18 protein-coding genes and 1 pseudogene are annotated in these 19118 nt (G+C 36.2%); 14 read left to right on the forward strand and 5 right to left on the reverse strand.

The annotated features are described in order from the left end of the window. Nucleotide 1 precedes the first annotated feature (1 nt). The 5 genes from ilvB to ilvA are packed head-to-tail and all read left to right on the forward strand — an operon-like array spanning nucleotide 2 to nucleotide 5981. The gene (gene ilvB, locus LCF45_RS09130; protein WP_002126786.1) at nucleotides 2-1717 is read left to right on the forward strand and encodes an acetolactate synthase large subunit; all 1716 of its coding nucleotides are present in this window, start codon (nucleotides 2-4) and stop codon (nucleotides 1715-1717) included. After that, entirely contained in the window at nucleotides 1714-1944 is a 231-nt protein-coding gene (locus tag LCF45_RS09135) for an ACT domain-containing protein (protein WP_002126787.1), read from the forward strand. Before ilvB ends, LCF45_RS09135 begins: the two co-directional genes overlap by 4 nt. A 14-nt stretch (nucleotides 1945-1958) precedes the next feature. Then, nucleotides 1959-2966: a ketol-acid reductoisomerase gene (gene ilvC / locus LCF45_RS09140; RefSeq protein ID WP_002126790.1), complete on the forward strand. Its 1008-nt coding sequence runs from the start codon at nucleotides 1959-1961 to the stop codon at nucleotides 2964-2966. A 46-nt stretch (nucleotides 2967-3012) separates the two neighbouring features. After that, nucleotides 3013-4686, forward strand: a complete 1674-nt coding sequence (gene ilvD / locus LCF45_RS09145; protein ID WP_002012150.1) for a dihydroxy-acid dehydratase — start codon at nucleotides 3013-3015, stop codon at nucleotides 4684-4686. Between the two features lie 32 nt (nucleotides 4687-4718). Beyond that, the gene (gene ilvA, locus LCF45_RS09150) at nucleotides 4719-5981 is read left to right on the forward strand and encodes a threonine ammonia-lyase IlvA (protein ID WP_002012149.1); all 1263 of its coding nucleotides are present in this window, start codon (nucleotides 4719-4721) and stop codon (nucleotides 5979-5981) included. Nucleotides 5982-6080: 99 nt separating this feature from the next. On the opposite strand, the gene LCF45_RS09155 is transcribed toward ilvA, so the two are convergent. Beyond that, the gene (locus LCF45_RS09155) at nucleotides 6081-6308 is read right to left on the reverse strand and encodes a hypothetical protein (RefSeq protein ID WP_012260734.1); all 228 of its coding nucleotides are present in this window, start codon (nucleotides 6306-6308) and stop codon (nucleotides 6081-6083) included. A 52-nt stretch (nucleotides 6309-6360) separates the two neighbouring features. Beyond that, nucleotides 6361-7218, reverse strand: coding sequence for a CapA family protein (locus LCF45_RS09160; RefSeq protein ID WP_263894754.1), 858 nt, complete (start codon nucleotides 7216-7218; stop codon nucleotides 6361-6363). A 212-nt stretch (nucleotides 7219-7430) separates the two neighbouring features. Between LCF45_RS09160 and LCF45_RS09165 the strand changes: the two genes are divergently transcribed. From LCF45_RS09165 to LCF45_RS09175, 3 genes are all read left to right on the forward strand, one after another. Beyond that, nucleotides 7431-8150: a DUF554 domain-containing protein gene (locus tag LCF45_RS09165; RefSeq protein WP_000236011.1), complete on the forward strand. Its 720-nt coding sequence runs from the start codon at nucleotides 7431-7433 to the stop codon at nucleotides 8148-8150. Between the two features lie 14 nt (nucleotides 8151-8164). After that, complete coding sequence (locus LCF45_RS09170; RefSeq protein ID WP_002126793.1) at nucleotides 8165-9031, forward strand: GNAT family N-acetyltransferase; 867 nt, start codon at nucleotides 8165-8167, stop codon at nucleotides 9029-9031. Between the two features lie 116 nt (nucleotides 9032-9147). Continuing rightward, nucleotides 9148-10362, forward strand: a complete 1215-nt coding sequence (locus LCF45_RS09175; RefSeq protein ID WP_002086285.1) for a multidrug efflux MFS transporter — start codon at nucleotides 9148-9150, stop codon at nucleotides 10360-10362. Nucleotides 10363-10417: 55 nt separating this feature from the next. On the opposite strand, the gene LCF45_RS09180 is transcribed toward LCF45_RS09175, so the two are convergent. Continuing rightward, nucleotides 10418-11179, reverse strand: coding sequence for a DODA-type extradiol aromatic ring-opening family dioxygenase (locus LCF45_RS09180; RefSeq protein WP_263894755.1), 762 nt, complete (start codon nucleotides 11177-11179; stop codon nucleotides 10418-10420). A gap of 209 nt (nucleotides 11180-11388) precedes the next feature. Here LCF45_RS09180 and LCF45_RS09185 point away from each other — a divergent pair, with 209 nt between their 5' ends. From LCF45_RS09185 to LCF45_RS09205, 5 genes are all read left to right on the forward strand, one after another. Continuing rightward, nucleotides 11389-12312 (forward strand): alpha/beta fold hydrolase, encoded by a 924-nt coding sequence (locus tag LCF45_RS09185; RefSeq protein ID WP_016120006.1) that lies wholly within the window; start codon nucleotides 11389-11391, stop codon nucleotides 12310-12312. 56 nt (nucleotides 12313-12368) lie between these two features. Continuing rightward, nucleotides 12369-12974 (forward strand): pentapeptide repeat-containing protein, encoded by a 606-nt coding sequence (locus LCF45_RS09190; protein WP_002126800.1) that lies wholly within the window; start codon nucleotides 12369-12371, stop codon nucleotides 12972-12974. Nucleotides 12975-13096: 122 nt separating this feature from the next. Further along, nucleotides 13097-13456, forward strand: a complete 360-nt coding sequence (locus tag LCF45_RS09195; protein WP_002086281.1) for a YunG family protein — start codon at nucleotides 13097-13099, stop codon at nucleotides 13454-13456. Between the two features lie 53 nt (nucleotides 13457-13509). Beyond that, on the forward strand, nucleotides 13510-14835 hold the full coding sequence (locus tag LCF45_RS09200; protein ID WP_263894756.1) for a bifunctional S-methyl-5'-thioadenosine deaminase/S-adenosylhomocysteine deaminase: 1326 nt from the start codon (nucleotides 13510-13512) through the stop codon (nucleotides 14833-14835). A gap of 155 nt (nucleotides 14836-14990) precedes the next feature. After that, entirely contained in the window at nucleotides 14991-16619 is a 1629-nt protein-coding gene (locus LCF45_RS09205) for a peptide ABC transporter substrate-binding protein (protein WP_002141280.1), read from the forward strand. Between the two features lie 65 nt (nucleotides 16620-16684). Here the strand turns inward: LCF45_RS09205 and LCF45_RS09210 are convergent, their stop codons facing one another. Beyond that, nucleotides 16685-17215 (reverse strand): GNAT family N-acetyltransferase, encoded by a 531-nt coding sequence (locus LCF45_RS09210; RefSeq protein WP_002126807.1) that lies wholly within the window; start codon nucleotides 17213-17215, stop codon nucleotides 16685-16687. A gap of 53 nt (nucleotides 17216-17268) precedes the next feature. Between LCF45_RS09210 and LCF45_RS09215 the strand changes: the two are divergent. Next, a pseudogene (locus LCF45_RS09215) lies at nucleotides 17269-17541 on the forward strand (M23 family peptidase); the annotation flags it as partial. 59 nt (nucleotides 17542-17600) lie between these two features. Here the strand turns inward: LCF45_RS09215 and LCF45_RS09220 are convergent. Continuing rightward, nucleotides 17601-18896: an Nramp family divalent metal transporter gene (locus LCF45_RS09220; protein WP_001030684.1), complete on the reverse strand. Its 1296-nt coding sequence runs from the start codon at nucleotides 18894-18896 to the stop codon at nucleotides 17601-17603. Between the last annotated feature and the right edge of the window lie 222 nt (nucleotides 18897-19118).

The raw sequence follows: 19118 nt of genomic DNA on the forward strand, positions 1-19118 counted from the left end.
AATGGAGGAACAGTATACAGCATGTGATGAACTGCAGAGTGAAGAAGCTACAGGTGCTGGACACGTTATTCAATGTTTGAAGAAATTAGGTGTAACGACCGTTTTCGGTTATCCAGGCGGAGCGATTTTACCAATATACGATGCGTTATACGAAAGTGGTTTAAAGCACGTGTTAACTCGTCATGAACAAGCTGCAATTCATGCAGCGGAAGGATATGCGAGAGCTTCTGGAAAGGTTGGGGTAGTCTTTGCTACCTCTGGCCCAGGGGCGACGAATTTAGTTACGGGTTTAGCAGATGCTTATATGGATTCGATTCCTTTAGTTGTCATTACAGGGCAAGTTGCAACGCCTTTAATTGGTAAAGACGGATTTCAAGAAGCGGATGTTGTCGGAATTACAGTACCTGTTACGAAGCATAATTACCAAGTTCGTGATGTAAATCATTTATCACGAACTGTGCAAGAAGCTTTTTACATCGCCGAAAGCGGGCGACCGGGACCGGTATTAATCGATATTCCAAAAGATGTTCAAAATGCAAATGTAATATGTTTCTTTAATGAAGAAGTGGAGATTCCAGGATATAAACCAGAACCTTTGTCAGACAGTTTGAAACTGAGGGAGGTAGCAAAATCAATTTCAAAAGCAAAACGCCCACTCCTTTATATCGGGGGAGGCGTCATTCATTCAGGCGGATCTGAAGAACTCATCAAGTTTGCGAGGGAGAATCGTATTCCAGTCGTTTCAACTTTAATGGGACTGGGTGCATATCCGCCGGGAGATCCGTTGTTTTTAGGAATGCTCGGTATGCATGGAACGTACACTGCAAATATGGCAGTAACAGAATGTGACTTATTACTGGCGTTAGGTGTTCGTTTCGATGATCGTGTAACAGGAAAATTAGAACTTTTTTCTCCGCATTCGAAAAAAGTACATATTGATATTGATCCTTCTGAGTTCCATAAAAATGTAACTGTAGAGCATCCGATTGTTGGTGATGTGAAAAAGGCGCTACATATGCTATTACATATGTCTATTTATTCACAAACAGATGAATGGCTTCAGAAAGTGAAGAAATGGCAAGAAGAATATCCACTTTCATATAAGCAAAAAGAATTTGAGTTAAAACCACAGCATGTTATCAACTTAGTAAGTGAATTAACGAATGGTGAAGCGATTGTCACGACAGAGGTAGGACAGCATCAAATGTGGGCTGCTCACTTTTATAAAGCGAGAAAACCACGGACTTTCCTAACATCAGGGGGATTAGGGACGATGGGATTTGGTTTTCCAGCAGCAATTGGTGCTCAGCTTGCAAAAGAAGAAGAACTTGTCATCTGTATTGCTGGTGATGCTTCTTTCCAAATGAACATTCAAGAGCTGCAAACAATTGCTGAAAATAATATTCCTGTCAAAGTATTCATCATAAACAACAAATTTTTAGGAATGGTAAGGCAATGGCAAGAAATGTTTTATGAAAACCGTTTGTCGGAATCGAGAATTGGGTCACCAGATTTTGTGAAAGTAGCAGAAGCTTATGGTGTAAAAGGGCTAAGAGCAACAAATTCGTTTGAGGCGAAAAAGGTAATGCTAGAAGCATTTTCTCATGAAGGTCCTGTCGTAGTTGACTTTTGTGTAGAAGAAGGTGAGAACGTTTTTCCGATGGTTCCGCCAAACAAAGGGAATAACGAAATGATTATGAAGAGGTGGGAAGAATGAGTCATACTTTTTCATTAGTTATTCATAACGATCCGAGCGTCTTATTACGTATAAGCGGAATTTTTGCTCGGCGTGGTTATTATATTTCTTCTTTAAGCTTAAACGAAAGAGATACAAGTGGTGTTTCTGAAGTGAAACTAACAGCAGTTTGTACTGAAAATGAAGCAACGTTACTTGTCAGTCAGTTGAAAAAATTAATCAATGTACTGCAAGTAAATAAATTATAAGGAGTGTATGGAATATGAAAACTTATTATGAGAAAGATGCAAATTTAGAGCTATTAAAAGGGAAAACAGTTGCGGTAGTCGGATATGGATCTCAAGGTCATGCACAAGCACAAAATTTACGAGATTCTGGTGTGGAAGTTGTAGTTGGTGTTCGCCCTGGTAAGTCATATGAAGTAGCAAAAGCTGATGGATTTGAAGTAATGTCTGTTTCAGAAGCGGTTCGAACCGCACAAGTTGTACAAATGTTATTGCCGGATGAACAACAAGCGTATGTATATAAAACAGAAGTAGAAGAGAATCTTCGTGAAGGACAAATGTTACTTTTCTCACATGGTTTTAATATTCACTTCGGACAAATTAATCCGCCAAGTTACGTAGATGTAGCGATGGTCGCGCCGAAAAGTCCAGGTCATCTCGTTCGCCGTGTATTCCAAGAAGGAAATGGTGTCCCAGCATTAGTCGCAGTGCATCAAGATGCAACGGGAACAGCATTAAGTGTAGCACTAGCGTATGCAAAAGGTGTAGGTTGTACACGTGCAGGTGTAATTGAAACGACATTCCAAGAAGAAACAGAGACAGACTTATTCGGTGAGCAAGCAGTACTTTGCGGAGGAGTAACAGCACTTGTGAAAGCTGGTTTTGAAACGTTAACGGAAGGTGGATATCGTCCTGAAATTGCATACTTTGAATGTTTGCATGAATTAAAGTTAATTGTTGATTTAATGTACGAAGGCGGATTAACGAGTATGCGTCATTCTATTTCAGATACGGCAGAGTTTGGAGATTATGTAACAGGATCGAGAATTGTTACAGATGAAACGAAGAAGGAAATGAAACGTGTTCTTACAGAAATTCAGCAAGGTGAATTTGCGAAGAAATGGATTTTAGAAAATCAAGCAGGGCGTCCAACGTATAGTGCGATGAAAAAAGCAGAACAAAATCATCAGCTAGAAAAAGTAGGAGCAGAGCTTCGTGAAATGATGAGCTGGATTCATGCACCGAAAGAATTAGTAAAGAAATAGATTAATAGAGTATAAGTGAAAAATATGTAAGAGGGGATTTGACAAGATGAGAAGTGACATGATTAAAAAAGGTTTTGATAAAGCTCCGCATCGTAGTTTATTAAAAGCAACTGGTTTAAAAGATGAAGATTTTGATAAACCATTCATAGCAATTTGTAATTCTTTTATTGAAATTATTCCAGGTCATAAGCACTTAAATGAGTTTGGGAAACTTGTTAAAGAAGCAGTACGTGCAGCAGGCATGGTTCCATTTGAATTTAATACAATTGGAGTAGATGACGGTATTGCGATGGGTCATATCGGTATGCGTTATTCGCTTCCGAGTCGTGAAATCATTGCAGATTCAGTAGAAACGGTTGTAAATGCACACTGGTTTGACGGAATGATTTGTATTCCAAACTGTGACAAAATTACACCAGGTATGATGATGGCTGCACTTCGAATAAACATTCCAACTGTTTTCGTTTCAGGTGGTCCGATGGCAGCGGGGAAAACATCTAAAGGGGAAGTTGTCGATTTAAGTTCTGTTTTTGAAGGGGTAGGAGCCTATCAATCTGGGAAAATTTCAGAAGAAGAATTAAAGGATATTGAAGATCATGGCTGTCCATCTTGTGGTTCTTGTTCCGGTATGTTTACAGCGAACTCTATGAACTGTTTATGTGAAGTGTTAGGTTTAGCTCTTCCTGGTAACGGGAGTATTTTAGCGATTGATCCAAGACGTGAGGAGTTAATTAAACAAGCAGCAGAAAAATTAAAAATTTTAATTGAAAGAGATATTAAACCACGCGACATTGTAACAGAAGAAGCAATTGATGATGCGTTTGCACTTGATATGGCGATGGGGGGATCAACGAATACAGTATTACACACGTTAGCACTCGCACAAGAGGCGGGGTTAGATTACGATATGAACCGCATTGATGCAGTTTCAAGACGTGTACCGCATTTATGTAAAGTAAGTCCAGCTTCTAATTGGCATATGGAAGATATCGATCGCGCAGGCGGGATTAGTGCAATTTTGAAAGAGATGAGCCGAAAAGAAGGGGTACTTCACCTTGATCGTATAACTGCTACTGGGCAAACATTAAGAGAAAACATTGCTCATGCAGAGATTCAAGATAAGGAAGTTATTCATTCTCTAGAAAATCCTCATAGTGAAGAAGGAGGATTACGTATATTAAAAGGAAACCTTGCGAAAGACGGAGCGGTTATTAAAAGCGGAGCAACAGAAGTAAAACGATTTGAAGGACCTTGCGTTATTTTTAATTCACAAGATGAGGCGCTTGCCGGCATTATGCTTGGGAAAGTTAAGAAAGGAGATGTAGTTGTTATTCGCTATGAAGGACCAAGAGGCGGACCTGGTATGCCGGAAATGTTAGCACCAACATCAGCAATTGCTGGTATGGGATTAGGAGCAGATGTTGCACTTTTAACTGATGGTCGCTTCTCTGGTGCTTCACGTGGTATTTCGGTAGGGCATATTTCACCAGAAGCAGCAGCTGGCGGAACGATTGCACTTCTTGAACAAGGAGATATTGTATGTATTGATGTTGAGGAACGCTTGTTAGAAGTGAGAGTTAGTGATGAGGAATTAGAGAAGCGTAAAAAAGGGTGGAAACGACCAGAACCAAAAGTGAAAACTGGGTGGCTTGGACGTTATGCACAAATGGTAACATCGGCGAATACAGGTGCAGTTCTGAAAATCCCGAATTTTGATTGAGCCAATATAAAAAGAGATAAGGATGATATAAAATGGTGCAAAATGTAAAGGAGAGAGTGAAAATTGAAGATATCTTAATGGCTCATAATTGCATGAAAGATATCGTTATTAAAACACCGTTACAACGAGATTCAGTTTTATCTGAGAAATATGAATGTGACGTATATGTTAAGCGAGAAGATTTACAAGTTATTCGTTCTTTCAAAATTCGTGGTGCGTATAATTTAATTCAAAGTTTACCGAAAGAAAAGTTACAAAATGGTGTTGTTTGTGCAAGTGCTGGTAATCATGCACAAGGAGTTGCTTATACGTGTAATTTATTGAAGATTCCGTCAAAAATTTTCATGCCGACAACGACACCTAAGCAAAAAGTATCACAAGTTGAATTTTTCGGTGGTGATTTCGCAGACATTGTATTAGTTGGTGATACATTTGATAGTTCTTTCCAAGAGGCGCAGCGCTATTGTGTAGAAAATAGGATGACATTTGTACATCCGTTTGATGATCCGTATGTCGTTGCTGGTCAAGGAACAGTCGCTGTTGAAATTATGCATGATATGGAGAAACCAGTTGATTATATATTTACAGCAATTGGCGGTGGTGGATTAGCATCTGGTATTGGTACATATGTAAAGGGGGTTAGTCCTACTACAAAGGTAATCGGTGTAGAACCGATGGGAGCTGCATCTATGAAAGAAGCTTTTCTTCAAAATGAAAATGTTGCATTAGAAAAGATTGATAGTTTTGTTGATGGAGCAGCTGTTAAGAAGGTAGGAAAGTTAACTTTTGAAACATGTAAAGATGTAATTGATGATATTGTTTTAGTACCGGAGGGAAAGGTTTGTACAACGATTTTAGAACTGTATAAGAAAAATGCGATTGTAGCAGAGCCAGCTGGTGCGCTTTCTATTGCGGCACTTGATCTATACAGAGATGAAATAAAGGGAAAAACAGTTGTATGCACGTTAAGTGGTGGAAATAATGATATTGATAGAATGCAAGAAATGAAAGAACGATCCCTTATTCATGAAGGATTAAAGCACTATTTCATCATTGAATTTCCGCAACGTTCAGGAGCACTACGAGAGTTTCTTGATAAAGGATTAGGACCGGAAGATGATATTACTCGCTTTGAGTATATTAAGAAACATAATAAAGAAAATGGTCCAGCTTTAGTGGGGGTAGAATTAAAGCATAAGGAAGACTATGAAGCTTTAATTACTCGTTTTCAAGAAAATAACATTCAATTCGTGGAGCTTAATAAAAATCCTGTGCTGTTTGATTTACTTATTTAATAAAAGAAAAGAGTTAACATACAATTCTACTTGAAATAAAAAAGGTAGATACAAGCGGAGGGAAATCCTGCTTGTTCTATCTTTTTTATTCTTTGAAAGTTAAACGAAATACGCTCCATATTCAAGAAGGATAAAGCTAGTTAACCAAAAAAGTATTGCAATACGAATGATTACATACATTGTAAATTCAAAGGGAGTAAGTTTTCTCTCTCGCTTTATTTTTCTTAGAAGTCTAACAGAAAAAAATGAACATAAAAGCAGGATCGCTATAGATATTTTATACACGTTTTCTAACAGACTTATATTTTCTAATAAGTTTTTCAGCATATTCATCACCTATCCCGTAATGTATGTTACAGAGAAATGAATCTCGTGCTGTTTAGTTGCGTTTGTTTATTATTTTCCCAGTGTCATCAATTTCTACATCAGTTGAAACCGTTTGTAAATATTGCAGTGCTTTTTTCTTTTCTTCTTCATTTACAGGAGAAACTTGGTTGTTGCGAATGATGTAAGGATTGAATGACATTTGGACATCCTTACCTTTAAAGGTTAAAGTTAATACGCCTGTTTCGGCACTCTTTCCATTTACATAATTCGGGAATAAAAAGTTTCCTAACGAGTATGCGATAGGAACTTTATTGTAATACTCAAATCCTTGTAACCAATGCGGGTGACTTCCAACGATTGCATCAGCACCCGCCTCTACCATTTTCGGAACATATTGTTTCTGGTATTCTATTGGGCGATTAGATTTTTCGACGCCCCAATGCATATAGACGATTACATAATCAGCATCTTTCTTTTGCGCTTGAATCGTTTTTGTTACAAGATCTAGGTCATATCCGGTGTTTTTAATGGCTTGTAGTGTGGATGGATCACTTTTAATCCAAAATTGTTGCCCAGGTACTTTTTTTTCTCTCGTTGTAAATGCTGACTCTAAATTAACAAAAGAAATATCAGCTTTCGTTATTTCTTCTTTTACGTGTTGGAATGGATAATCAGCCCCATTTTTTTCGATTACGGGACGTAATTGCCAATCGAACATTGTATCACCAGAGAAGGTGAGTGTGATTTCAGGGTCTTCGGTTTTTTTTTCGCTTTTTGAAGCTGTTTTACTAGATTTGTTTTGCATATCAGGTTTGTCTTTCGCTTTTGAAATAAAAGAGTAGTTGATTAATAAAACAATTGGTGTAATGAAAAAGGCTATTAACAGAAATCGTTTTAGTAAAGTTTTCATAAATACCTTCCCTTTTGAGTTTATCCCGCAATTAGATTAACAATGAATCTACTAAAGGCAATCGGTCTTTGTATAGTTACAAAAAATAGCGGGTTATGTAGTGAAAAACGTTTGTTAATATTCACAATATTACGTTAACATATAGGTAACCTGTAAATCAATGTATAAACCAAAATATAGAAATAAAGAATTCGAAGGGTGAAGAATGAGAAATGGTTATATTAGGAGCAGTTGTAAATGGGATTTGTATTATATTCGGTACTTTACTTGGTAAATTATTTAGTGCGATTCCAGAAAGTATGAAGGGAACAATTATGCATGCAATTGGTTTAGCGGTTACTGTACTTGGACTTCAAATGGCATTAAAAAGTGAAAATTTTCTTGTTGTCATACTAAGTTTAGTTATTGGTACGGTAATCGGAGAATGGCTACAATTAGAAGAAAGGTTAAAACTGTTAGGGGATTGGCTAGAAAATAAAGTTGGATCGAAAGGGAAAGGGAGCATATCAGAAGGCTTTGTAACAGCCACGCTTATTTTTGCAATCGGAGCGATGGGGATACTTGGTGCATTGGACAGTGGGATTCGCGGAAATCATGATATTTTATTTACAAAGGCGATTATCGATGGATTCATTTCTATTATATTAACGACAACTCTAGGAATTGGCGTAGTATTTTCAGCGATTCCAGTGATTTTATATGAGGGAGGTATTGCAGTTTTTGCAACACAAATTAATAGTTTTGTTCCAAAAGAATTAATGAATCAATTTATAGTGGAAATGACGGCTACTGGCGGTATTATGATATTCGCAATCGGATTAAACTTACTTGGATTTATTAAAATTAAAGTGGCAAATTTACTTCCAGGCATATTAATGGTTGGAGTAATTGTTTCTATTATATACGGTTATGGTTTGATAATAAGTCATTAGGGGAAGGGATATAGATGATGGAATTCCAATTTACAAAACGTGCATATAAAATATTGGAGATTGCAGCAGAAGAGGCTGAGTGTAGTAAAGGTATTATCCATCCAGTTCATCTATTTATAGGAGCTTGTAAGGAAGGTACTGGAGTTTGCGCGGAGTTACATATGTATTTATTTCACACGGTGGGTATGGATTTTTTAGCAAAGATATCGTTACTCCAACAATATTATGCAAATGAAATAGAATACATAAATGTTGGGGAGTTTAAAGTTTCAAATAAGACGATAGAAGTTTTAAAAGTAGCGAAGAAACGGATGGAACGTTTTCAGCAAATAGTAATAAATGAAGGGCATGTTTTATATGCAATTTTTCAAGGGGATACAGTTATTGATAAGGTTATAAGTGAAAAGATGAAAAAAGATCTATTGCAAATTACATCTGAACCAAGAGACTTGACGGTTGCATTAACAATATTTGATCCTATTTGTAATAGTTTAAGCTGTAATATTAGAAAAGCGATCTCTTCTGATTTTGAAAAGTTGGCACGTTTTGTTAAGGATGAATTTGGTGAGCGTTGGTTAAAATCTTTAGATTATGGATTTCGGACATATAAAGAAGAGTTACCTATTTTTATTGCTGAACAAGGAGGAGAAATCATTGGTTTCGCTTGTTACGATGTTGTGAGAGGAAAGAAAGGGTTGTTTGGCCCGATGGGTACAGCGAAACATAATCGTGTGAACGGTGTTGGGAAGACGTTATTGAATCATTGTTTATATAACATGAAGAAAAGCGGATATGAGTATGCAATTATAGGACAAGCAGGTCCGATTGAGTTTTACGAGCGATGCTGTAATGCACGTTTAATACCCATAGGAGATAATTAACTCTATCCCTTTGCAAAGAATGCAAAGGGATAGAGTTTTATTATGTATAAAGCAAATTACTAAACTTTTTCTAGAAAACGGTGTAGAATGGGTATCGAATGAAAGAAGGTGTGAAAATGGCCAGCTGGAAACGAAATTTAATGATTTGTTGGCTAGGTTGTTTTACCACTGCAGCCGGTATGAGTTTAGTAATTCCTTTTTTATCTTTTTATATTGAGGAATTAGGGGTGACCGGTACTTCTAGTATTGCACAGTGGTCGGGACTTGCATTTGGTGTGACATTTTTAATGGGTGCGATCGTATCACCAATATGGGGCAAGCTTGGTGATATACATGGTCGGAAATTGATGCTTATACGTGCGAGCCTTGGTATGGCGATAATTATGACGCTTATGGGGTTTGTGACAGATGTGTATCAATTAGTCGCACTTCGGTTTTTAATGGGATCGGTATCAGGTTTCCTTTCTACAGCGATGACACTTATTGCTGCAGAAACTCCGCAAGAACATTCAGGTTGGGCAATTTCTACAATCTCAACTGGAGGCGTGAGCGGTTCATTACTTGGGCCGATACTCGGAGGTTATTTGTCAGAGTTAATCGGAATGCGCCATGTTTTTCTAGTTACAGGAGCTTTCTTATTCCTGTCCTTTCTTATCGTCTTTTTCTTCTTACATGAGGAGAAACATTCTGCTAAAGAAAAAAAGGCACAGCCGAAAAAAGTATGGACGATGGTCCCTGCAAAACATTTAATAATAAGTTTATTTGTAGCAACGTTTATTATTCAGCTTGCAAATATGTCGATTCAACCTATTATTACGTTGTACGTAAAGCATTTGGCAGGACCAGGAACAGATCATATTGAAATGCTTGCAGGTGCAGTCATGTCTGCGACAGGATTAGCAGTTATTTTAGCAGCTCCTAAGCTAGGAAGATTATCAGATCATATTGGACCTCAAAAAACGTTAGTTGTAGCGTTGTTTGCTGCAGGAATTATTTTTATTCCGCAAGCATTTGTAACCTCAGCTTGGCAACTATTAATTCTTCGCTTTTTATTAGGTATTGCACAAGCAGGACTATTACCTTCCGTACAAACTCTACTAAAACAACATACGCCAACCCATGTAACGGGACGAATATTTGGATATAATCAATCGTTTCAGTTTTTAGGAAATATGATTGGGCCAGTACTTGGTGGACAAATTGCAGCTCATGCAGGCTTCCAATATGTTTTCTTCTCTACATCATCACTATTATTTATTGCGTGCATTTGGGTTTATTTTCATAGTAAGAACGAAGAGGTATCAGAGAAACGACATTTGGAAGTTAGTTAACTATGTGAATGAAAAACAGAAAAAGGATGAAGCAATATTGCTTCATCCTTTTTCATTAAAATTGAAGGCAAAGATAACTTAATGTACCAAGCTCGTAGCTACGGTGAATGACCGTACCGTCGTTCTCACCACTACCCATCGCGATAAATAGAGGAACAAAATGTTCCGCTCTTGGTACAGCTAATTGTGCATGAGGAGCATTTCTTTCCCAGTTAAACAATGCATCTTTATCGCCAGTATGCATATGATTTATAATCCAATCATCAAATTCAATCGCCCATTGTTCCGGAGTTGTTTCATTCCATTTTAATGCTCGTAAATTATGAACAGTAACTCCGCTGCCGAGTACTAAAATATCTTCTTGTCCAAGTCCTTTTAGTGCTTCTCCAATTTCAAATTGTTCTTTTGCAGGAAGGAATGGATTTACTGATATTTGTACGACAGGAATATTGGCTTCTGGGTACATACGATGCAGGAGTGTCCATGAGCCATGATCTAAACCTCTCGTCATATTATGATGGACTGGAATGCCTTTGTTTTTAAATTTTGTTTCTAGCATAGACGCAATGCTAGAAGAGCCTTTCGCATGATATTTGATTTCGTATAACTCAGGAGGAAAACCGCCAAAGTCATAAATTGTTTCATATACTTCATCTGAAGAGGAGATCGTTAATACTTCACTTTCCCAGTGAGCGGTAAAAATAACAATAGCTTTCGGTTTATATGTTTCTCCAAGTGTCTTTAAAAAGCGTGTATAGTCTGTATCTTGAATAGCAAGCATAGGTGATCCATGTGCTAAAAATAGTGAGGGCATCATGATTAAAACCTCCTAAAAAAATATTAATTACTTTATGTAAGTAACTATATAATTTTATTTTAAATTCGTCAAGATAATAGTTTAATATGTAATCGGAAAAATAGATCATTTGTCATAATGAAAGCAATTGCATATAATACATAATAAGAATAATGAATGTTTATTCATAATAAAAAAAGATATACATAATAGATTTGGAGGCTGTCGGAATGAGCATACAGGAAAATTTCGTTACGGCATTGGATAAATCGGAAATTTACTTGCGTAAATGGTTACCAGAAGGAAATCCGCGGGGAATTGTTCAAATTGCACATGGTATGACAGAACATGCAGGTGTTTATACAGAATTTATTGATACTTTATTAGAAGCAGGATATGGTGTTTATGCTCATGATCATAAAGGGCATGGAAAAACAGTGAAAAGGGAAGAAGACTATGGTCATTTTGAACCAAATGTAGGTTGGAATCAGGCTGTGTCTGATGTTATCTTTGTTTCGGAAATGATAAAAGAAGAGCAGACATGCCCGTTATTTTTACTTGGACATAGTATGGGTTCTTTTTTATCAAGACGTGCTGTACAACTTAAAGGTGAATTATATGATGGATTCCTTATTTCAGGAACTGGTGGAAATCCAGGGCTTTTAGGAAGTATCGGTCATAAAGTAGCGACAATTGAGATGAAACTTCGCGGAAAGAAAACGAAAAGTCCGATGCTGAACTTCTTATCTTTCGGAAACTTCAACTCACACTTTAAGCCAAATCGTACGAAATTTGATTGGTTATCTTCAGATATTCATCAAGTTGATAAGTATATTGCGGATCCGTTATGTGGATTCATTTGCACGACTAGTTTTTACCGAGAATTGTTTCATGGAGTTCTAGAAGTAAATAAAATAGAAGAATACAAGAAGACACCAAAAAATCTTCCAATACATATATTCTCTGGTGATCGTGATCCTGTTGGGGATATGGGGAAAGGTGTAAAAGAAGTATACGAAAACTATAAAAAATGTGGTGTGAAAGATGTAACACTTCGTTTATATGAAAATGGTAGACATGAAATGTTCCATGAAGTGAATAGAGAAGATGTATTTCAAGATTTGATTTCATGGTTAGATGAGCATATTGTATAAGAAGAAACCTCACTTCATGCTGAAGTGAGGTTTTTTGAAAAATTGGAGGATTGATTATGAGTGAATTTGTAAATAAAGAATATGTAGAAATAGATTTTCAAGATATCTGGATAAAAGACGAGGAATTGAAAAATTGTACCTTCATAAAATGCCGTTTTAGAGGGATAGATGCATCAGAAGTTTTTACTAAAAATTGTAATTTCATAGAATGTGATTTTACTGGTACTCTTTTTAATGCTTCTATCCATCAAGGAACTACGTTTGCTAATTGTAGGTTTTTTGGTGCGAATTTATTTGTATCTAAGTTTGAAGAATGTAAAATGACTGGTTCGGATTTCGAAGAGGCGAATTTAGACGGAATAACAATTATATCAGGCGATTGGTCATATACGAATTTAAGGTTTGCGAACTTAAGTAAACAAATGTTAAAGGGTATTCGTTTAATTGAAGCTGACCTATATGAATGTAATTTAGAAAAAGCAGATTTGCGTGAAGCGGATTTAACGGGCGCACAATTAGGTAAGGTGAAACTTAGTGGGGCGGATTTAAGAGGAGCTGTAGTTGATAGAGTTGATTTTAAAGCTTTTGATTTAAAAAACGTGAAATTAGATATAGCGCAGGCGGTTGCAGTTGCGAGATGTTATGGAGCAAAGGTGAATTAAATCATTTGTAACACCGTTCAATATATTGAACGGTGTTACAAATAGTAATGATTTTTAAAAATTGCCTTTTACCGCTTTTATAATATGATGTGTGAAATTGCTAATGTCAGGAGATGCTGAATATGGATAGCATAAAGATTAAACAACTATATGAAGCATTAAGAAAATCTTGGTCAATAGAAACGAGTTCTAAGTGGACGAGCGAAAGCCCAGCAAAGGGACAATGTGGTGTAACGGCCCTTATTGTCCAAGAATTGTGCGGGGGAGAGATAATAAAGACGAAGATAGGTGAAGTATGGCATTTCTACAATAAAGTAGATGGGAAAAGGTATGATTTTACTAGGACCCAATTTCATGAAACATTAAACTATATGGACATGAAGTCGAGCCGTGAAGAAGCATTTGCAGATACAAATGAAAAACAATATAGCATTTTGAAGGAAAAGACAACGAAAGAATTAAAATTATCTTTTGACTCTTAATCTTCAATAAGTTACTATAATGGTGGTAACTAATTAAAGGGAACTTCATAGAGTTGAAAGGGGAAATACTTTTGAAAACAACTTATGTAAACGCTACAATTGCAACGATGAATGAACAAAATGAAGTGATAGAAAATGGATATATCATTGTAGAAAATGATCAAATTATAGATATAAATAGCGGAGAATTCGCTAACGATTTTGAAGTAGATGAAGTAATTGACATGAAAGGAAAGTGGGTTTTACCAGGGCTTGTCAATACACATACACATGTTGTTATGAGCCTTTTGAGAGGTATCGGAGATGATATGTTATTGCAGCCATGGCTTGAGACGAGAATTTGGCCACTTGAAAGTCAGTTTACGCCAGAGCTTGCGGTCGCTAGCACGGAATTAGGATTACTTGAAATGGTGAAAAGTGGTACAACATCATTCTCTGATATGTTTAATCCTATTGGAGTAGACCAAGATGCAATTATGGAAACGGTATCAAGGAGTGGAATGCGTGCTGCTGTTTCAAGAACTTTATTTAGCTTCGGAACGAAAGACGATGAAAAGAAAGCAATTGAAGAAGCTGAGAAATATGTGAAGCGTTACTATAACGAAAGTGGTATGTTAACTACGATGGTTGCACCACATAGTCCATATACATGTTCCACAGAACTGTTAGAAGAGTGTGCTCGTATTGCAGTAGAAAATCAAACGATGGTTCATATTCATCTTTCTGAAACAGAGCGTGAAGTACGTGATATTGAAGCACAGTATGGGAAGCGTCCAGTAGAATATGCAGCAAGTTGCGGATTGTTTAAACGCCCAACAGTTATTGCACACGGTGTAGTATTAAATGAAAATGAGCGTGCATTTTTAGCAGAACATGATGTTCGAGTAGCTCATAACCCAAATAGTAATTTAAAACTAGGTTCTGGTATAGCGAATGTAAAAGCGATGCTAGAAGCAGGAATAAAAGTAGGAATTGCAACAGATAGTGTGGCGTCTAACAACAATTTAGATATGTTTGAAGAAATGCGCATTGCAACATTATTACAAAAAGGTATTCATCAAGATGCAACAGCGTTACCAGTTGAAACAGCTCTTACACTTGCGACTAAAGGAGCTGCTGAAGCAATCGGGATGAAACAAACGGGCTCACTTGAGGTTGGAAAGTGTGCTGATTTTATTACGATTGACCCATCTAATAAGCCGCATTTACAACCGGCAGATGAAGTGTTATCACATCTTGTGTATGCAGCTAGTGGAAAAGATATAAGCGATGTAATTATTAATGGTAAACGTGTCGTTTGGAATGGTGAATGTAAAACATTAGATGAAGAGCGTATTATATTTGAAGCAAGTCGTTATAAACGAGGTTTACAAAGATAGGTAATTATATATCAGTTGAGAAAGCTATCCTTTTTTAAAAGGATAGCTTTTTTCTTGAACGAATAAATATTCAAAAGAATGTCGCATCTTTCTGTTAGTATTTCTGCTATAATATATAACGCTTTATAATATTTTATACTTAAGGAGAACAACTCATGAAGCGAAAAAAGAGCCATTTAATAGTAATGGCACTTGTTACAACTTTATTATTAGCAGCTTGTAATAATAAAGCGAATAAAAGTGACACAGAGGCAAAAAAACAAGTATTAAATGTAACGGTATCAGAAGAAATTCCTTCTCTTGATACTACAAAAACGATGGATGGTACATCAGCGCACGTTATGCAAAACATATTTGAAGGGTTATATGTATTAGATGATCAAGATCAGCCTATTCCAGCAGTAGCAAAATCGTTTGAAAGAAGTGAAGATGGTAAAAAATATACATTTGATTTGCGTAAAGATGCAAAATGGTCAAATGGAGACAGTGTAACAGCCAATGATTTTATGTTTGCGTGGAGACGGGCGGTAAGTCATGAAACAGCGTCTCAATATGCGTATATGCTCTTTTACGTGAAAAATGCGAAAGAGATAAATAAGGGAACAATGCCTCTTGATGAACTTGGGGTTAAAGTTATAAATGATTATAAGTTAGAAGTGGAACTAGAACAGCCAATTCCGTATTTTTTACAGTTGTTAGCGTTACCTATATACTTACCACAGCACGAATCATTTTTAAAAGAACAAGGAGAGAATTATGCATTGGAACCTAGTAATCTCATATATAACGGTCCATTTGTATTAGAGAAGTGGAAGCATGAACAAGAATTTCAATTAAAGAAAAATGATATATATTGGGATAAAAAGAAAGTGAAATTAGAAGAAATAAACTTTCAAATTGTGAAGGATACAGTGACAGCAGTAAATTTATATGAAGCTGGCGATTTGGATCGAGTACCAATTAATTCTCAATTTGTAGACAAGTATAAAGGGAATAAGCAATTGCATATGTCGAGCGATCCTGGAATTGCTATGCTACGTTTTAATGAAAAAAATAATGCGTTAGCAAATAAGAAAGTACGTCAATCTATTTCATTAGCGTTAAATAAGAAGGATTTTGTTGCTCACTTTATTAATAACGGGGCAAAACCTGCAAGTGGACTTGTACCAGTTGGTCATGTAAATGAAGAGACTGGTAAAGATTTTAGAAAAGAAAACGGAGATCTTTCTCCATATGATTTGCAAAATGCGAAAAAGATTTGGGAAGAAGCGAAAAAAGAAGTTGGAGTAGAACAAATAAAACTCGAGTTTTTAACGTTTGAACAAGATAACGCAAAACGTATGGCGGAATATATAAAAGGTGACTTAGAGAAGAATTTGCATGGATTAACGATACAAATTAAACAACAGCCATTTAAGCAAAAATTACAATTAGAACAAACAGGTGATTACGATATATCTATGGTAAATTGGGGACCAGATTATAAAGATCCAATTAGTTATTTAGAGCTATTTACGACAAGTAATCCAAATAATAAAATGAATTATTCTAATCCTCATTACGATGAGCTAATAAAAAAAGCTAAAAATGATCTTATACTAGATCAAAAGAAAAGATGGGAAGCGTTGCGAGAAGCTGAGCAGGTCATATTAGAGGACGCTGCGGTAGCACCGCTTTATCATATTGGTTCCGCTTATGTACAAAAGGATTATGTAAAAGGAATTGAAAAGCATCAATTTGGTGGCGTTTATACTTATAAGAATGCTTATATCGATAATAAGTAAAACTATTAATCAAAAAAGAAACCTTACTTTTAAAAGTGAGGTTTCTTTTTTTGGAATTATATCTATTAAACGGATTTTAATAAAGAATAAAAATTCGTATCATATGGGATATCATCTTGATACATATAGTTTTTTAGAATCCCTTCTTTTTCAAATCCTAATTTTAATAGCACTTTATTTGAAGCTTCGTTTTCAAGAAATACAATTGCCCCGATACGTTTTAAATGAAGCGTATGGAAGCCATAAGATATAATTTCAGAAACTGCCTCAGTAGCATATCCATTTCCCCAATGTTCAGGCAAAAAGGCATAACTTATATTTGCTCGTTTATGTTCGGAAGACCAATCATGAAAACCAATTGTTCCGATGAGCCCTTTCTTGTCTTTTAATTCGATTCCCCATTTAATGCCGCTTCTTGCGTTGTACCCCAATTTAAAATTAGTAAGGATTTGTTTTACTTGATCCAAATTTTGCAATGGTTTTTGGCCATAATGGCGCAGGACATCGGTATTAGAAAAGCACTGTAATATACTCGGTGCATCTTCGTCGGTAAGTTCTCGTAAAATGAGTCGGTTGGTTTTTAATATAGGAAACATGCTTTCACTCCATTTCTTCTGAAACTAGAATGTGTTGTTATTATATAATCTAATCTGAAAATAAAGATTATTCAAGGGGTAAGGATGATTTTGAATCTATGGCTGTTAATCATATTTATTTACGACTAGATGAATCGGGGGTATTTTTGTTTCTTACACAAGTCGGTAACTCAGGAAGTTCAAGTGAACCACATTTACATATCCATCATCAAAGGCAGGATCCATCCAAGGTGAGTATGTTTTTCACTGAAGGCTTACCACTTTATTTTCGAACTGAAAAAGGTGCGATAATGCCGGAAAGAGGGACATACATAAGTGGTAAGTAGAAGGAAATCATTTCATACAAAAAGGGTATTCCAAATCAAATTTGGAATACCCTTTTTTATTAACCTACAAATGTTTGATACAGTAAGAAAATATTTAAAACGATAATAAGTGCAGCGATTAACCACGCGATAAATGTTGTAATGCGATGGTTGACGAGTGCACCCATAATCTTCTTATTACTTGTAAACATAATAAGTGGTACTAATGCAAAGGCAATACCGAAAGATAAGACAACTTGACTCATAACGAGAGCGTAAGTTGGATTTACACCTAAAGCGATAATAACGAGAGGCGGAATCATTGTTATAAATCGGCGTAAGTATAACGGAATATGCATTCGAATGAATCCTTGCATAATAATATCACCAGACATCGTACCAACAGAAGAACTAGATAAACCTGCTGATAAAAGTCCAATCCCAAATAATGCAGCCGATACAGGACCGACTAAATTACTGAACTGGTTAAAAGCAACATCAAGGTCTTCAACGTGCAAGCCGTTTTTAAAGAATAGTGCAGCTGCTACAATTAACATACTTGCATTAATTGCTCCAGCGATAACCATTGCAATAATAATATCGATGAATTCGAAGCGGAAAATCTTTTTCTTTTGTTCATCATTTGTTCCGACTACACGGCGCTGCGTTAAGGCCGAATGTAAATATATCGCGTGCGGCATTACTGTCGCACCTAAAATTCCAGCTGCTAAAAGGATGCTATCTACACCTTGGAATTTTGGAGTGAAAAGTCCTGAGAGTAGAGGGCTTAATTCCGGTTTTGCGTAAAAGACTTGGATACCAAAAGCGATAACAACGATAAAAATCATACCTGTTATGATAGCTTCTAATGGACGAAAGCCTCTGCGTTGAAATTCAAGAATAATAAATGATCCAACTGCTGTAATTAAAGCAGCTGGTAACATCGGAATTCCAAATAGTAAGTATAAGCCAAGTGCTGCCCCAATAAATTCAGCTAAATCTGTAGCCATAATAACGAGTTCCCCTTGTATCCATAAACCGATGGAAACTGGTTTGGGGAAGTTTTCGCGAGCTACTTCAGGAAGATTTCTCCCAGTAGCGATTCCTAATTTAGCTGATAAAGTTTGAATTAATACAGCCATTAAATTAGAAGCGAGTATTACCCAAAGCAATAAATACCCATATTGTGATCCAGCTGCGATATTTGTAGCGAAGTTCCCAGGATCAATATAAGCAACTGATGCGATAAAAGCAGGTCCTAAGAATGGTAACAGTCTTTTAAAGCCTTTTGTTTGTCCACTTAACGCTAAATGGGCTGATTGAACTGTTGTACTTTGAGAAGGGACTTGTTCATCTTTTGTTATATCTTTATTCATAGTAGTATTCCCCTTTGAAATCTTAACTTGATTAAAGTTTCACTTTATTTTTACTCATTATTTCAATACATTTAGATATATGATGTGGCAATTTCATTTGAACATAAAAGTTTCCTTAATGCAAATTATATGACTGTGTGCAATGAATGGTGTGACGATGCAAAAATATTTTGGGAGTTTATGGTTGTTGAATAAGGGAGAAGATAATAAATTATAGGGTTG

Source organism: Bacillus sp. 41-22 (assembly GCF_025809295.1).
Taxonomy (GTDB): domain Bacteria; phylum Bacillota; class Bacilli; order Bacillales; family Bacillaceae_G; genus Bacillus_A; species Bacillus_A mycoides.

What these genes read in the sequence shown, in the direction of transcription:
- ilvB (WP_002126786.1), top strand. Translation starts at nt 2, where the DNA reads ATGGAGGAACAGTATACAGCATGTGATGAACTGCAGAGTGAAGAAGCT.
- LCF45_RS09135 (WP_002126787.1), top strand. Translation starts at nt 1,714, where the DNA reads ATGAGTCATACTTTTTCATTAGTTATTCATAACGATCCGAGCGTCTTA.
- ilvC (WP_002126790.1), top strand. Translation starts at nt 1,959, where the DNA reads ATGAAAACTTATTATGAGAAAGATGCAAATTTAGAGCTATTAAAAGGG.
- ilvD (WP_002012150.1), top strand. Translation starts at nt 3,013, where the DNA reads ATGAGAAGTGACATGATTAAAAAAGGTTTTGATAAAGCTCCGCATCGT.
- ilvA (WP_002012149.1), top strand. Translation starts at nt 4,719, where the DNA reads ATGGTGCAAAATGTAAAGGAGAGAGTGAAAATTGAAGATATCTTAATG.
- LCF45_RS09155 (WP_012260734.1), bottom strand. Translation starts at nt 6,308, where the DNA reads ATGCTGAAAAACTTATTAGAAAATATAAGTCTGTTAGAAAACGTGTAT.
- LCF45_RS09160 (WP_263894754.1), bottom strand. Translation starts at nt 7,218, where the DNA reads ATGAAAACTTTACTAAAACGATTTCTGTTAATAGCCTTTTTCATTACA.
- LCF45_RS09165 (WP_000236011.1), top strand. Translation starts at nt 7,431, where the DNA reads ATGGTTATATTAGGAGCAGTTGTAAATGGGATTTGTATTATATTCGGT.
- LCF45_RS09170 (WP_002126793.1), top strand. Translation starts at nt 8,165, where the DNA reads ATGATGGAATTCCAATTTACAAAACGTGCATATAAAATATTGGAGATT.
- LCF45_RS09175 (WP_002086285.1), top strand. Translation starts at nt 9,148, where the DNA reads ATGGCCAGCTGGAAACGAAATTTAATGATTTGTTGGCTAGGTTGTTTT.
- LCF45_RS09180 (WP_263894755.1), bottom strand. Translation starts at nt 11,179, where the DNA reads ATGATGCCCTCACTATTTTTAGCACATGGATCACCTATGCTTGCTATT.
- LCF45_RS09185 (WP_016120006.1), top strand. Translation starts at nt 11,389, where the DNA reads ATGAGCATACAGGAAAATTTCGTTACGGCATTGGATAAATCGGAAATT.
- LCF45_RS09190 (WP_002126800.1), top strand. Translation starts at nt 12,369, where the DNA reads ATGAGTGAATTTGTAAATAAAGAATATGTAGAAATAGATTTTCAAGAT.
- LCF45_RS09195 (WP_002086281.1), top strand. Translation starts at nt 13,097, where the DNA reads ATGGATAGCATAAAGATTAAACAACTATATGAAGCATTAAGAAAATCT.
- LCF45_RS09205 (WP_002141280.1), top strand. Translation starts at nt 14,991, where the DNA reads ATGAAGCGAAAAAAGAGCCATTTAATAGTAATGGCACTTGTTACAACT.
- LCF45_RS09210 (WP_002126807.1), bottom strand. Translation starts at nt 17,215, where the DNA reads ATGTTTCCTATATTAAAAACCAACCGACTCATTTTACGAGAACTTACC.
- LCF45_RS09220 (WP_001030684.1), bottom strand. Translation starts at nt 18,896, where the DNA reads ATGAATAAAGATATAACAAAAGATGAACAAGTCCCTTCTCAAAGTACA.